Source organism: Paraburkholderia ribeironis (assembly GCF_900019265.1).
GTDB lineage: Bacteria > Pseudomonadota > Gammaproteobacteria > Burkholderiales > Burkholderiaceae > Paraburkholderia > Paraburkholderia ribeironis.
In genome coordinates, this window is the sequence record NZ_CYGX02000025.1 from 68,217 (window position 1) to 82,390 (window position 14,174).

General features: G+C 61.8%; 12 protein-coding genes and 1 other RNA gene. 7 read left to right on the top strand and 6 right to left on the bottom strand.

The window, feature by feature from the left end; genetic code table 11:
- Window positions 1-30 precede the first annotated feature (30 nt).
- Both BN2475_RS12120 and gyrA read right to left on the bottom strand, forming a co-directional pair.
- On the bottom strand, window positions 31-651 hold the full coding sequence (locus BN2475_RS12120; RefSeq protein WP_094779865.1) for a DUF2059 domain-containing protein: 621 nt from the start codon (window positions 649-651) through the stop codon (window positions 31-33).
- Between the two features lie 120 nt (window positions 652-771).
- Complete coding sequence (gyrA, locus tag BN2475_RS12125; RefSeq protein ID WP_094779762.1) at window positions 772-3,402, bottom strand: DNA gyrase subunit A; 2,631 nt, start codon at window positions 3,400-3,402, stop codon at window positions 772-774.
- A 475-nt stretch (window positions 3,403-3,877) separates the two neighbouring features.
- On the opposite strand from gyrA, the gene ompA reads away from it, so the two are divergent.
- From ompA to ssrA, 4 genes are all read left to right on the top strand, one after another.
- Window positions 3,878-4,528, top strand: coding sequence for an outer membrane protein OmpA (gene ompA, locus BN2475_RS12130; RefSeq protein ID WP_094779763.1), 651 nt, complete (start codon window positions 3,878-3,880; stop codon window positions 4,526-4,528).
- A gap of 238 nt (window positions 4,529-4,766) precedes the next feature.
- Window positions 4,767-5,465, top strand: a complete 699-nt coding sequence (ubiG, locus tag BN2475_RS12135; protein ID WP_094779764.1) for a bifunctional 2-polyprenyl-6-hydroxyphenol methylase/3-demethylubiquinol 3-O-methyltransferase UbiG — start codon at window positions 4,767-4,769, stop codon at window positions 5,463-5,465.
- A gap of 25 nt (window positions 5,466-5,490) precedes the next feature.
- Window positions 5,491-6,204 carry a phosphoglycolate phosphatase gene (gene gph / locus BN2475_RS12140; RefSeq protein ID WP_094779765.1) on the top strand — a complete coding sequence of 238 codons (714 nt, stop codon included), beginning with the start codon at window positions 5,491-5,493 and terminating at the stop codon, window positions 6,202-6,204.
- A gap of 123 nt (window positions 6,205-6,327) precedes the next feature.
- Window positions 6,328-6,697: a transfer-messenger RNA gene (gene ssrA, locus BN2475_RS12145) on the top strand.
- A gap of 85 nt (window positions 6,698-6,782) precedes the next feature.
- On the opposite strand, the gene BN2475_RS12150 is transcribed toward ssrA, so the two are convergent.
- On the bottom strand, window positions 6,783-8,258 hold the full coding sequence (locus BN2475_RS12150) for a TolC family outer membrane protein (RefSeq protein WP_094779766.1): 1,476 nt from the start codon (window positions 8,256-8,258) through the stop codon (window positions 6,783-6,785).
- Complete coding sequence (locus tag BN2475_RS12155) at window positions 8,251-10,353, bottom strand: peptidase domain-containing ABC transporter (protein WP_094779767.1); 2,103 nt, start codon at window positions 10,351-10,353, stop codon at window positions 8,251-8,253. Before BN2475_RS12155 ends, BN2475_RS12150 begins: the two co-directional genes overlap by 8 nt.
- A gap of 109 nt (window positions 10,354-10,462) precedes the next feature.
- On the opposite strand from BN2475_RS12155, the gene BN2475_RS36695 reads away from it, so the two are divergent.
- Together BN2475_RS36695 and BN2475_RS36340 are read left to right on the top strand one after the other, a co-directional pair.
- The gene (locus BN2475_RS36695; protein WP_483874390.1) at window positions 10,463-10,921 is read left to right on the top strand and encodes a hypothetical protein; all 459 of its coding nucleotides are present in this window, start codon (window positions 10,463-10,465) and stop codon (window positions 10,919-10,921) included.
- Window positions 10,922-10,999: 78 nt separating this feature from the next.
- Entirely contained in the window at window positions 11,000-11,314 is a 315-nt protein-coding gene (locus BN2475_RS36340) for a hypothetical protein (RefSeq protein ID WP_342744605.1), read from the top strand.
- Between the two features lie 328 nt (window positions 11,315-11,642).
- Here the strand turns inward: BN2475_RS36340 and BN2475_RS12165 are convergent, their stop codons facing one another.
- Entirely contained in the window at window positions 11,643-12,596 is a 954-nt protein-coding gene (locus BN2475_RS12165; protein ID WP_245841289.1) for a lysophospholipid acyltransferase family protein, read from the bottom strand.
- 850 nt (window positions 12,597-13,446) lie between these two features.
- On the opposite strand from BN2475_RS12165, the gene BN2475_RS12170 reads away from it, so the two are divergent.
- Window positions 13,447-13,815, top strand: coding sequence for a COG4315 family predicted lipoprotein (locus BN2475_RS12170; protein WP_094779768.1), 369 nt, complete (start codon window positions 13,447-13,449; stop codon window positions 13,813-13,815).
- A gap of 72 nt (window positions 13,816-13,887) precedes the next feature.
- Here the strand turns inward: BN2475_RS12170 and BN2475_RS12175 are convergent, their stop codons facing one another.
- A complete protein-coding gene (locus BN2475_RS12175) occupies window positions 13,888-14,154 on the bottom strand; it encodes a hypothetical protein (RefSeq protein ID WP_094779769.1) in 267 nt (88 codons plus the stop codon).
- Window positions 14,155-14,174 lie beyond the last annotated feature (20 nt).

Consider the following 14,174-nt stretch of genomic DNA (forward strand, 5'->3'; position numbering starts at 1 on the left):
CGATGTCAGCTCAGCCTGTTGACCCTGAACTTACTTGGCCGGCTTGACCGACGCGACTTCCTTGTCAGCCTGGTCACGCGTTGCCTTGATCGATTGCGGCATGTACTTCTGCATCAGGCTGTTGACGACGTCGCGGCCAACCTGGTCTTGCACCTGGATGAACTTGCGACCGGTCGGGCTCTTGTAGAACGCGGTCAGGTCCTTGATTTCCGACGTGCTGTAGTACTTCGCGTACGCGTCGTACTGTGCTTGCATCGCGTCCTGACGGAAGCTGTCCGTCGCGAACACCTGGCCCGCGCCGTCAACCAGCTTCGGCACCGCATTCTTTTGCAGCGACGGGACAGCAGCCTGCTTCTGCTTGTCCGTCATCGTCTTGTTTTCGCTCAGTGCGTCCGAGAGGATAGCCGGAACCAGTTGCTTCGCCTGCATCTGCGCGCTGTTGCCGATCGCGCCGACCAGCTTCTGCGCGTCGATGGCGTCCAGCAGGTCCTTGATCGCAGCCTGCTTGGCCGGGTCAACCGGTGCCGCCGCAGCAGCCGGAGCCGCCGGGGCTGCCGGTGCCGCCGGAGTCTGGCTTTGCAGTGCTTGAGCCATAGCAAAGGTCGGCACGAGGGCGGCCAGCAACATCAGTTGTTTGAATCGCTTTTGCATCATTACTCCCTAAGAGAAATTAATTTGTACTGCACTGCGCAGGATACGTATCGGCCCGATACGTCATGTTTCCCGCGCAGCCTTCAACCCATTGCCGAGACCGGAAGCCGCCGATGCGGATCAGGTTGCACCGCCGTTTTCACCGCCGTTGTCGCCTTCGGCAGGACCTTCGGCGTCGCTTTCCACATCGCCTTCCGCCTCAGCCACCTGTTGCAGACCGGAAAGTTTGGTCCCTTCGTCGAGGCTGATGAGTGTAACACCTTGGGTTGCACGTCCCATTTCGCGGATTTCCGACACCCGCGTACGGATCAGCACGCCCGTGGTGGTGATCAGCATGATCTGCGCTTCCTGATCCACCAGCGTGGCGGCCACGACCTTGCCGTTGCGCTCGGACGTCTGGATCGCGATCATGCCCTTCGTGCCGCGCCCGTGACGGGTGTACTCGGTGATTGGCGTGCGTTTGCCGAAGCCGTTTTCGGTTGCGGTGAGCACCGACTGCTGCTCGTCGCCGGCCACCAGCAACGCGATCACGTTCTGCCCTTCTTCGAGCTGCATGCCGCGCACGCCGCGCGCCTCGCGGCCCATCGGACGCACGTCGTTCTCATCGAAGCGAACCGCCTTGCCCGAATCGGAGAACAGCATCACGTCGTGCTGGCCGTCCGTGATGGCCGCGCCGATCAGGTAGTCGCCGTCGTCCAGACCGACCGCAATAATACCCTTGCGCAGCGGGCGGCTGAAGGCTTCCAGCGGCGTCTTCTTTACCGTTCCTAACGCGGTGGCCATGAACACGAACTTGTCGGCCGAGAATTCCTTCACCGGCAGTACAACCGTGATCTTTTCGCCTTCCTGCAGCGGGAACATATTGACGATCGGGCGGCCCCGGGAGTTCCGCGAACCCTGCGGAACTTCATAAACCTTGACCCAGTACACGCGGCCGCGATTCGAGAAGCACAGGATGTGATCGTGCGTATTGGCGATAAATAGCGTGTCGATCCAGTCGTCTTCCTTCATGGAAGTCGCCTGTTTGCCGCGACCTCCGCGCTTTTGCGCGCGATATTCGGACAACGGCTGCGATTTCACGTAGCCCGCGTGCGACATGGTCACGACCATCTCTTGCGGCGTGATCAGGTCTTCAGTGTTCAGCTCGGTCGCGTTCAGCTCGATCTTCGAGCGGCGCGCGTCGCCGAATTCGGCCTTGATCGACGTGAGTTCGTCGACGATGATCGCCGTAATGCGTTCCGGGCGAGCCAGAATGTCGAGCAGGTCGGCGATCTGCGCCATCACGTCGCGGTACTCGCCGATGATCTTGTCCTGCTCCAGACCGGTCAGGCGCTGCAGACGCATCTGCAGAATTTCCTGAGCCTGGGTGTCGGACAGACGGTAGAGGCCGTCGGACTGCATACCGAACGACGGATTCAATCCGTCAGGACGATAGGCTTCGCGACCACCCGCCGACGCGTTTTCCGCCTCGGCGCGCGCCAACATTTCGCGCACCAGCGAAGAATCCCACGGACGCGCCATCAATTCCTGCTTGGCGATCGGCGGAGTCGGCGCGGCCTTGATGATCGCGATGAATTCGTCGATGTTGGCGAGCGCAACGGCCAGGCCTTCCAGCACGTGGCCGCGTTCGCGCGCCTTGCGCAGTTCGTATACAGTGCGCCGCGTCAGCACTTCCCGGCGATGCGACAGGAAGCACGACAGCATTTCCTTCAGGTTCAGCAGTTTCGGCTGGCCGTCGACCAGCGCGACCATGTTCATGCCGAAGGTGTCCTGAAGCTGGGTCGCCTTGTACAGATTGTTCAGGACGACTTCGGGCACTTCGCCGCGCTTGAGCTCGATCACGACGCGCATGCCGCTCTTGTCGGATTCGTCGCGGATGTCGGAAATGCCTTCCAGCTTCTTCTCGTTGACCAGTTCGGCGATGCGCTCCAGCAACGAGCGCTTGTTCACCTGGTATGGCAATTCGTCGACGATGATCGCCATGCGCTGGCCGCGGTCGATTTCCTCGAAGTGCGTGAGCGCGCGCATCACCACGCGGCCGCGGCCGGTGCGATAGCCGTCGCGCACGCCGGCCACGCCGTAGATGATGCCGGCGGTCGGGAAATCGGGCGCCGGAATGATCTCGATCAGCTCGTCGATCGTGGCCTGCGGGTTCCTCAGCAGGTGCTGGCACGCATCGACGACCTCGTTGAGGTTATGCGGCGGAATGTTGGTGGCCATGCCGACCGCGATGCCGGACGAGCCATTGATCAGCAGATTAGGGATCCGCGCCGGCAGGATGGCGGGTTCGTTTTCGCTGCCGTCGTAGTTCGGCGTGAAATCGACCGTTTCCTTGTCGATGTCGGCCAGCAGCTCGTGGCCGATCTTCGCCATGCGGATTTCGGTGTACCGCATCGCCGCGGCATTGTCGCCGTCGACCGAGCCGAAGTTGCCCTGGCCGTCCACCAGCATGTAGCGCAGCGAGAAGTCCTGCGCCATCCGGACGATGGTGTCGTAGACAGCCGTGTCGCCGTGCGGGTGGTACTTACCGATGACGTCGCCGACGATACGCGCCGACTTCTTGTACGCGCGGTTCCAGTCGTTGTTCAGTTCGTGCATCGCGTACAGCACGCGCCGGTGCACCGGCTTCAGTCCATCGCGGACATCGGGAAGCGCACGCCCTACGATCACGCTCATCGCGTAATCGAGATACGAACGGCGCATTTCCTCCTCTAGGGAGATTGGCAGAGTCTCTTTGGCGAATTGATCCATTATCCGTATCTTTTACATGCGATGGCGACGGGTACGCCGCGCCTTCGCGTAAGCATTGCAGGCGCAATACATCACGCGATTCTAACATGCCGCGAATCCGCGCCCGGCGAACCTACGTATACCTATTAGAGGGTTCCCCAAAAAGCGGGGACGACACCCTGCTTCCGGGTCGATCAGGCTCGATTTGTGCGTGGGGCGATCCGGCTCTTAGCCTTGTCTGGCGGTCCCTCCAGAGGATTGCTTCTGTTGCGCATGCACCACAATTGGAGGGCGATTTGATCGGGGGCAGATTTTTTTATCGTCGGAAGGGAACGATATGGCAAAATGCCAACGCACAAAGAGTTAGACGCTGCTCGAAGTCTACACATGACGTTTTTTGTTCCGCACCAATGTTATACTTCGAGCAATGTATGACTGGTCTTCGTCAACAGGCTCGCAGTAAACCTGCGGTAATCTCAATTTCGAGAGGAGAAATATGAATAAACTTTCAAAGCTCGCGTTCATTGCAGCTACCGCAGTAATGGCTGCATCCGCCATGGCGCAATCCGTGCCGGCGTCGCGACAAGCTACCAACGACAACTGGGTGAATGGTACCGGCGAATACGTGTGGATGAACGGCACGAACGAGCTTTGCTGGCGCAACGCATTCTGGACGCCTGCAACGGCCAACGCCAAGTGCGACGGCGCCCTGGTTGCTCAGGCTCCGACCCCGCCGGCTCCGGTCGCACCCGCACCGGCTATTACCAGCGAAAAGATTACGTATCAGGCTGACGCGCTGTTCGACTTCGACAAGGCAATCCTGAAGCCGGCTGGCAAGGACAAGCTGAGCGAACTGGCATCGAAGATTCAAGGTATCAACCTCGAAGTCGTCGTCGCAACGGGTCACACGGACCGCATCGGTACGGACGCATACAACGACCGTCTGTCGCTGCGCCGTGCTCAGGCTGTGAAGGCATTCCTGGTCAGCAAGGGCGTCGAAGCCAACCGTATCTACACGGAAGGCAAGGGCCGCCGCAACCCGGTCACGACCGGTTGCAACCAGAAGAACCGCAAGCAACTCATCGCCTGCCTCGCACCGGATCGTCGCGTGGAAGTCGAAGTTGTCGGCACGCCGAAACAGCAGTAAGCCGTACATTACCGCAGTCTCAAAGCCCCGCCTCGGCGGGGCTTTTTTTTATGCGCTGCGGACTGCGCGCTGCGCCATGCGGGGGCACGTTTTCCCGTAGTTCCAGACGCTAACGACGCGGCCCGCGCCATCGCGTCGCGCAACCAGCCGCACTTTTTGCCGCCCTGTCCCTCGCCCTATATACTCCAGGTTTATCCTCGAGCGCCCGCTCAACGCTCTCATCGAGGCAGCTTCCGCCATGACCAATGCCGATCCCCACGAACTACAGAAATTCAGCGACCTTGCGCATCGGTGGTGGGACCCAAACGCCGAATTCAAGCCGCTGCACGAACTCAATCCGATCCGTTTGGGCTGGATCGACGCCCATGCGCATCTCGCAGGCAAGCACGTGCTTGATATCGGCTGCGGCGGGGGCATTCTGTCCGAATCGATGGCCGGACTCGGTGCGCACGTGAAGGGGATCGACCTGTCGACACAGGCGCTCGGCGTCGCCGATCTTCACAGCCTTGAAAGTGGTGTAACCGTCGATTACGAAGAAATCGCAGCGGAGGCGCTCGCCGCCCGCGAGCCGGGCGCCTCCGACGTGGTCACCTGCATGGAAATGCTCGAACACGTGCCCAAGCCGGCCGCCATCGTCGAGGCATGCAAGACGCTCGTGAAGCCTGGCGGCTGGGTGTTCTTTTCGACGCTGAACCGCAATGTCAAGTCGTACCTGCTCGCGGTGATCGGCGCCGAATACATCGCGCGGATGCTGCCCAAGGGGACGCACGACTACGCGCGCTTCATTCGTCCGTCGGAACTGGCGGGCTTCGTGCGCGCCGCCGACCTGCGCACAGCCGATATCAAAGGCATCGTCTACAATCCACTCAGCAAGCATTTCACGCTGTCGGCCGACACGAGTGTGAACTACATGCTCGCCTGCCGCCGCGACGCCTGATGCGCTCCGCCGGACCCATCGAACTATGAGCGACCCCACTGCCCTGCCCCAACGCGAAGACCACGACGATGCAATCGGTCTCTGCCTGGCGGTGCTTTTCGACCTCGACGGCACGCTAGCCGACACGGCGCCCGATCTCGCGGCCGCCGTCAACAAGATGCGTCACGACCGCGGACTGAAGATGGTGCCGCTCGAAGACCTGCGCCCGCTCGCATCTGCGGGAGCACGCGGGCTGATTGGCGGGGCGTTTGGCATCGGCCCGGATAATCCCGAGTACCCGTCGATGCGCGATGAGTTTCTCGCCAACTACGAAGCGGATCTGTGCATCGAGACCACGCTGTTCCCCGGCATCCCCGAAGTGCTCGACGAGCTCGACGCACGTGGCGTGCGCTGGGGCATCGTCACGAACAAGGTCACGCGGCTCACCGAACCGCTGGTCGCGCAACTCGGCCTCGAGGAGCGCGCGCGCTGCGTCGTGAGCGGCGATACCACTGCGCACTCGAAACCGCACCCGGCGCCTTTGCTGCACGCGGCCCGCGAACTGGGCGTGGTGCCGGAGCGCGTCGTCTACATTGGCGACGATCTGCGCGACGTACAAGCGGGCTTCGCTGCCGGCATGAGAACCGTGGCAGCCGCGTACGGCTATTGCGGCAACGATATCCCGCCGACGCAATGGCACGCGCAGCACATCGTCCAGTCGCCGGCCGAGCTGCAAACGCTGCTGCGCGACCTCGGCTGAAGACACCCGGTCGGGCACGACAGCGCGACGCGACACCGCGGCAAGCAGACCAATGAGCCAGGACGCGGACATCAATCTACTGTAAAATGAACCTTGGCTCAGAAACTTTGAGCAACGAACCGCGGGGGCGACCTGGTTTCGACAGGGGTTGCGAAGCGGCTAGGGCATGTCGAGGACCCGTCACCTCGTTAATCAATGGGAAAAACGTAACTGCAAACGACGATACGTTCGCACTGGCAGCCTAAGGGCCGCCGTCCTCTGCCTAGTTCACTGACGGGCTAGTGTCGCAAGACCGGTAGCAATACCGACAGAGGTCATATACGTCAGTTAAGCCTTGACGGCGTCACGACGTCCGGGTCGAAAATCAAGTGAATCGCCGTAGCGCAGCGTGTTCGTCCGCGTCGCTGCGGTTAAATCAAAAGACAGAACTAAACATGTAGAACTGGTCGTAGAGTGCTTCTGGACGCGGGTTCGATTCCCGCCGCCTCCACCAACACCGTGCAAACAGCCGTGTTTATAAAAAAACCCCGAAAGCGTCACGCTCTCGGGGTTTTTTGTTGCCGGCTCAACCACACTCTTCAGCGCGCCGCCGCAAGCGCCTTCTGCTGAGCAAGGCGCAGGGCTTCGATTGGGCTCATCACCGGCGGACCGGCGCTTTCCTCTGTGTGCCGCACGTCTTCACCCGCGACGGTCCGGTCATTTCCAACCAGGGCCTGGCGGTCTCCGCTAACGTCCCGCCGCTGTTGCGTGCCCGCCAGCAGCCCGTTCACCCGCGCGATCTCGCCAAGGTCCAATGTTGCGGTTGCGGCTTTGAGCTGCAGCAAAGCCACAATCGCCGTATAACGCGCCCGAATCAGATCGCGCCGATTCGCGTAAAAGGAATCGGCCGCCCGCAATACATCGGTACTCGTGCGACTGCCCACCTTGTAGCCCATTTGCGTGGCGACCAGTGCTGCGCGCGACGTCTGCGCGAGGCGCATCAGCGCGACGATTCGCGCAACACTGTCATGAAAGCGCGACCAGTTTTCCCGTGCGGTTGCGCCCGCCACTCGCGTGGCGCCGAGCAGTTCGTCCTGCGCTTTGTCTTCGAGCGCATGCGCTTCGTCGATGATCGCGTCCGTCTCGCCGCCCTCGAAAATCGGAATCGTGACCGACAGCATCGCCGTCGTGGTCGTCGTCGGACGCGAGTAGCCGGAGGCCGCCCCAGCGGGCGTATGGCTCGCGGTCAGATTCACGACCGGCAGATTTCTGGCCCGCGCCTTCTGCACGTCGAACTCCGCAATCCGTTGGTCGATCTGCTTCAACTGCACCAGATAGTCGTGCGACTCGGCTTGCGCGGCCCAGCTTTCGCGGTCGTCGGGGCTCAGGCGCGGCATTAGTGCGCCATCCGACAGCCGCGCGAGCCCCGCGAACCGTTGGCCAGTGATCTGCTCCAGCGACAACCGCCGCAGTTGCAAATCGCTGCGGGCATCCTGCTGCTGCAACTGGCCCTGTTCGTATGCCGCGGCGGCTTCCTGCAAGTCGATCACGGTTGCCTCGCCAGCCGCCTGCCTCAGCTTCAGTTGGGCCATATGCTGTTGCATCGCAGCCGTGTAGTCGTCGGCTCGCGCCAGTTCGTCTTCGGCGGCGAGTTCGTCGAAGTACGCACGCACTGTTTGCAGCATCACCGATTGCTGTGCGCGCGCTTCGTCGAGCACGCCGCGAGCGCCGACAAGATCGGCCTGCCGGTAAGCCGTCCAGCGCCCCCAATCGAACACCGGTTGCGTCAGCGTGACAGTCCAGCCGTTCTGCCAGTAACTGTTGCGCGGAAAGCCGTCGATGGCCATGCTGTTATAAGCACGCCCCCAGCCGCCCGCGATTTGCGGCAACAACGCCGCACGCGCCTTCGGCGCCGCTTGCCGCGCGGCTCTGGCGCCCGCACGTGACGCGGCCAGATCCGCGTCGTGGTCAATTGCCTGCGCGACGACCGTGAGCAGATCGACCGCTGTCGCGGCGCCCGCGTGAGCGATGCATGCGAGCGCGATCAGCAGGTGTAGCAACGCGCGTCTAGCCATCGACCACCGCCTCGGCGCGCGCCTCGCACAACAATGCACCGTCGACCAGTCGATAGCGCGTGTCGAATGCCGCCGCGAGCGACATGTCGTGCGTAATCACGACGACAGTGCGCTCGATACGCTGCAGCAACGCCACGATATGCCGCACCGACGCGGGATCGAGATTCGACGTCGGTTCGTCGAGCAACAGCAGTTCACGTTGCTGATATAGCGCACGCGCGAGCAGCAGACGTTGCCGCTGACCAGCGGAAATATTCGCGATCGTGTCGCTGATCACCGTGCGGGTGCGCATCGGCAAGCGCATCACGTCGGGCAGCAGACCGACGGCGTCGAGCAGCGCATGAATGCGCGCTTCGTCGGCATTGCCGGCGAACAATGACACGTTGTCCGCTATGGAGCCGTGCAGGATCAGATCGCCCTGCCGCATATGCACGGCGTGGCGGCGGATTTCATCGACGGCGAGATTCGGCCACGCGATGCCGTTCAACGTGATCCCCCCTTCCTGAAGCGGTTCGGCGGCCGCGAGCAGCTTGAACAGCGTGGACTTGCCGCTCCCCGACGCGCCAGTGATCACGATCTTGTCGCCCTTGCGAATCACGATGTTCGCACTCCTGAGCACCGGCTGATCCGACACGCCGTAGCGGAACGTGACGTCGCGCACGTCGATGCGCTCGAAGCTTCGCACTTCGACGGTCTTATGCGCATCGCCCGGCGGCGTGTAGCGCTCCGCCTCGCCATCGACGATGTCGCCGACCCGCGCGACCGGCACGCTCAGCATGAAATACTGGAACGCCGCGTTGATCGAACGCGCAAAGCGCTCCGACAGCAACGACTTGTAGATCAGAAACGAATAGAACACGCCAACCGAGATCGCGCCGCCCAACATCAGGCGCGCGGCGAACCATGTGACCGCGATCATGTCCGCATAGTCGACGAGCTTCAGGATCGCGTCGCGCGCGCTGCCGAGGCGGCTGTTGTGCACGACCGCCGCGAAGTACGCCCGGTACTTCGCCATGAAGATCGCGGTGCGCCGCGTCTCGCCCTGCGACAGCTTGATCAGCGACGCGCCGCGGATCGTCTCGATCAGCAGGTCGTCGCAGCGTGCCGATTCTTCCAGCACGAGTGCGTGCGTGTCGCGCATCCGCGAAAAGAGCGCAAACGACACCGCGACGTACAGCACGAAAATCAGCAACGCGATCAGCGTCAGTTGCGGGCTCTGCACCAGCATCAACGCGAGCGCGAGCATGCCGACGACGAGGTCGATTCCGAGCGCAATCGTCGTACGCGTGGCGTACACGCTGATCTCGTCCTGCGCCTTCACACGCGCAAACAGATCGCCGACGTGACGTTTCTCGAAGTACGGAATCGGATTGCTCAACAGCTTTGCCAGCAAGCCCTCGGTCAGGTTCATCTGCACGAGTCCGTGCAGCAGTTCGACGAGGTAGGTCTGGATGTACTGACTCAGCGCGCCGACGATGAAAATGCCGGCAAACGTCAGCGCCAGCACGTTGAGCAGATTGAGGTTGTCAGCGGCGACCACGTCGTCGAGCACCAGATTGCCGAGGTACGGCATCGCGAGAATCGCGAACTGGCTGCCAAGTGCAATGAACATGACCTTGGCGATCTGCGCGTTGAGCTGCGGATTCAGCGCGCGCACCCGCGCGAGTGCCGCCGGCACCCGCGACTTGTTGTCGATACGCGGCATCGCGAGCGTCGGCGCGCATTCGAGCAGATAGCCAGACACGTTGGCGGCGAAGGTGTCCATCGAGATGCGTCGCCGGCCGGTGGCCGGGTCGATCACCTGCACGTAACCGCGCCCGCATTTCTCGAACACGACGAAATGGGCACCGCCGAAGTGCAGGATCGAACCGCGCTTGACGCTCGCAAGATCGCCGCTGCCGAACCGATAGGCCTGCACCGCAAGCCCGTATTCGACGGCGACGTCGTACAGGTCCATCAGTGTCAAACCGTTGGCCGAAATCGGCCTGAACGCCTGCAACTCGCGCACTTCGGTCGCGCGGCCGAAGTGCGACAGCACCATCGCCAGACAGGCATAACCGCACTCGGCGACTTCGTTCTGATAGATCGCTCGCATCGTCAACTCTGAGCATGCGGAACAGCGGCGCGAGCACCCATTCGGCGATGGTGCGGCGCTCGATCGCGATACTCGCCGTTGCGGCCATGCCGGGCAGGATGTCGAAACGTTGCCGCTCGAAGTTGAACGTGTTGCCGCCCAGTGTGGCCCACGCCATATAGTCGCCGTCGGGATTGCCCGGCTCCGACGCGCCGGACGGCGACATCGCCGAGCGCACAGTGGTGCGGGAAATCGAATCGATGCGGGCGGGGTAGCTGCCGAATTTCGCGTACGGAAACGCATCGAACTTGAGGCGCACGATCTGCCCTTCGCGAACGAAGCCGCGCCGGCGCGACGGAATGCGCAGCGCGGCACGCAGCGCGCCCTTCTCGCCGGTCGATATGACGAGCGCGACATCGTCCGGCGCGAGCGTGCGCCCTGGCACCAGGCCGGAATAGGTCACCACCCCGGCCTTCGGCGCGGAAATCGTCGCGTCCTGGCGGGTCTGCTCGAAACGCCTGCGTATGTCCTGCAGCTCACGTGCGTGACGCGCGTCCAGTTCATTGAGTTGCGCGCCGAGTCCCGTTAGCGTGCCGATCGCCGCCCCCAGGTCCGCGCTCAACTGCTGACGACGTGCTGCGCTTTGCGCCAGCGCGACTTTCGCCTGATGCGTATCGGCGCTAGCCTGCTCGATGCGCTCGGCGGTCACGTACCCGGCGACCGACTCCAGCCGCGCCAGCTTGCGGCCGGCTTCGTCGGACAGCGCGCGGTTCTGGACCAATTGCTCGTCGAGCGCGGACCTCTCCGCGCGACGGCTTTGCGCGGCGAGCCGCGCGGCGTTCAGTTGCGCGCTCAGGTCGGCCTTGCGCTGAAGGTATTGCGCATCGCTCGTACGAATCTGTTCGTCGCGATCATGTTCGTCGAAAGCCTGGCGTTGCAGGCCGTTGCTCGCGAGCGAGAGATCGCGCTCGAGGCGAAATAGCGGCGCGCCTCGAGCGACGTGCGTGGACCGGCTCACATAAATGTCCGACACGAGGCCGCTCAGCCCTTGAATCTTGATCTCGGCCGGCGAAACGATTTCGGCGTGCACGTCCTGCTTCAGTTCGACGTCGTGGAAGAACGCGAACACGATCGCGACGCTCACGAGCGCGGAGGTCGTGTACGCAATCCAGCGCCATGAGACATCGCTGAACTGGGGGAAATTGATGGGTTCCATAGCGTGATTGCTGCCGGATGCCTGCTAGCGTCGGGGCAGTCCGCCTGACGCGGACGTAGTGCCCCCGCGGCTGCCTTGCCGGGCGGATAAATGTCTAGCGGACCGGCGCGAACGCGTACATGGACGGATGCCCCGCGACGAGCCAGTCTGGGTAGTTGTCGATCATTGCCGTTTCGATACACCTCGCAAGCCGCTGCGGCGCGTTGGGCTCGGCGAGCGGCAATGGCTCGAACAGTTCGGCACTGAACCGACCTTGCCGGAAACGTAGATAGAACGGCAGCAACGTCGCATTGAACGGGGCACCCAGCCGGAACACGCCGTTGTGAATGCGCGCGTTGCGTCCCAATATCGAAACGCTGACCGTCTCCATCGGGTAGCGGTACAGCGTGAACGGCGGCACGTCGGCAAACAGCACCGCGACGCCGTTGCGCCTCAACGTCCGTGCAACACGCAAGCCAAGCCCGTTGCGATCGTCGTCGCCATAGGTGTAAAGCACGGTCACGCTGGGAATCAGCGTCTGGTCTTCGCCGTACATATCGCGCGGCACGCCGGACACCACCGAAATCGATTCGAGCCCAAGGACTTCCCGCAACGCATCGATCACATAAATGTTCGCGTATTGCGATACATAGTGAAACGGCGACACGATCACCGGACGCCCCGGCACCTCGGCCTGCAGTTGCCGGATGCGTGACGCAAGCGCGGCTGCGATGCCTTCCAGGTCCGGCCACACTTCACTGCCACGAGACAGCCGGCCGTAATAGATCCGCTGATCGATCAGGCTTTCACGCAAGCTGCAGGATGCAACGCGGCTGGTGTTGAGCGTGGCGAGCCCAAGTACGTCGCGGCCGATCTCACAGCGCGAGATGCCGCTCCAGCGCGTGCGCGCGTCGACGAGGCTGCGGACTTTCCATATGACAGCGGCGCATGGTTCGATTGCCGATGCCGGCATACGCGCTATCAACTCGCCTTGCAGTCTGCCCATTGCACGCTCAAAGCCGTTGCGCAGCGAAGCCAGCATGACCGACGCGGCGGCCCACGACCTCATGTTTCACTCCACGTTGATGCTATGAACCGGGGCTGCCCATTGCGAGGCATTCCCCGGCACGCCAGATTATTACGCCTTCACGACCGGCTGAGCTGCCGGCGGCTGTGTTGTGTTGGTAGTCTTGCAGCAGCCACCTGCAACAGCGGATTTAGCCAGTTCAGCGCGATTGATTTTCTGCATTTAATACACCTTTTTAGTGATTGAACAAAATTGGCTTGCGAGCCAATACCCCGTCTCGTCAAGCGACAAGGATATTAGCATCGGGAATTTTTAATAGAGCGTTGTTTGCGTTATTTTACACTTCTGCCTTATATTAAAAATCATCACCAGAATTGAATCAACACAAACCCACGCACGTTTTCAATATCGCACACTGCCCGCGCTCCGAAGCCCATGACTCGCCCATCGAGCCGCCAATTCCGTTGATATTTCTACCAGTCCAGACGATTTTATGACTTCATTTACCCTCAGTCGCGCGAGAGACAACACAAAATCCGATCATAAAAAAGTCAAAATTCACGTCACTATAAAAAGAAACTTCCGAATATTAATCTGAAAATTCCGATTAATCAGAAGCGGAACAGGCAAGCCCATCACTAAAATCGCCGCAACGTAATGCAAAGCACTTTGAAATCCGGCAACGCGATGCACATCGCATCATGAAATCGTCCCCGACACGCGGAATATCGGGTCGCACTGATCCGTTTATTGCTCGCACAAGAAACACGAAACCCCGAACCACCAAACCCGAAACCAAACAAACCCGAAACCAAACGCACAACCGCAGTCCGCGACCACCCATCCGCTGCCTATACTCGAACCACACGTAGTCAACTCAGGAGCCCGCATCATGCGCAAGACGATCCTCTTTCTCGCCCCACTCGCGCTGCTCGCGCTGCAACAAAACGCCTTCGCCGATCCGCCGAAGGTGAACGCCGGCCGCATCGTCAACGCGGACGGCATGACGCTCTATATGTTCGACAAAGACACCACGCCCGGCGTGAGTGCGTGCACCGGCGGCTGCATGAGCTACTGGCCAGCGGCCACGGCGAGCGCGACGGACAAGCCGTCAGGCGACTGGACGCTGATCCCCACCGCCGACGGCAAGCAGCAATGGGCGTACAAGGGCCATCCGCTGTATCGCTACGCGGCTGACAAACAGGCGGGAGATGCGAAGGGAGACGGCTTCAAGGACATGTGGCACGCGGCCAAACCCTGAGCGTCAGCCGATGGAACCTCGGCGGTCGACAACGGCGCCGGAGCAAAGCCGGCGCCGCTTGGAAGCGGGATGTTATTCGTCTTTAGGGCACTGCAGATTACAGCCGTTCGGATCGCCCATATCGCCGCGCTTGCGCCTCGCCGATTTCTCGCCGGACTGATACTTGGCCGAAGGCGCCGATGCGGCAAACGGCATTTGCGGATGCTCGGCAAACCGGAACTGTTCTTGCAGGATGCCGCCCGGCACGCCGGGTGAATTCTGCGCGAACGCCACCGAAACGGTAGCAAACAGCACGCCGGCTGTCGCGGCGGCGGTACATGCGTGGAGAAGAGCTTTCATATCGAGTCAGCGCGGCGTGG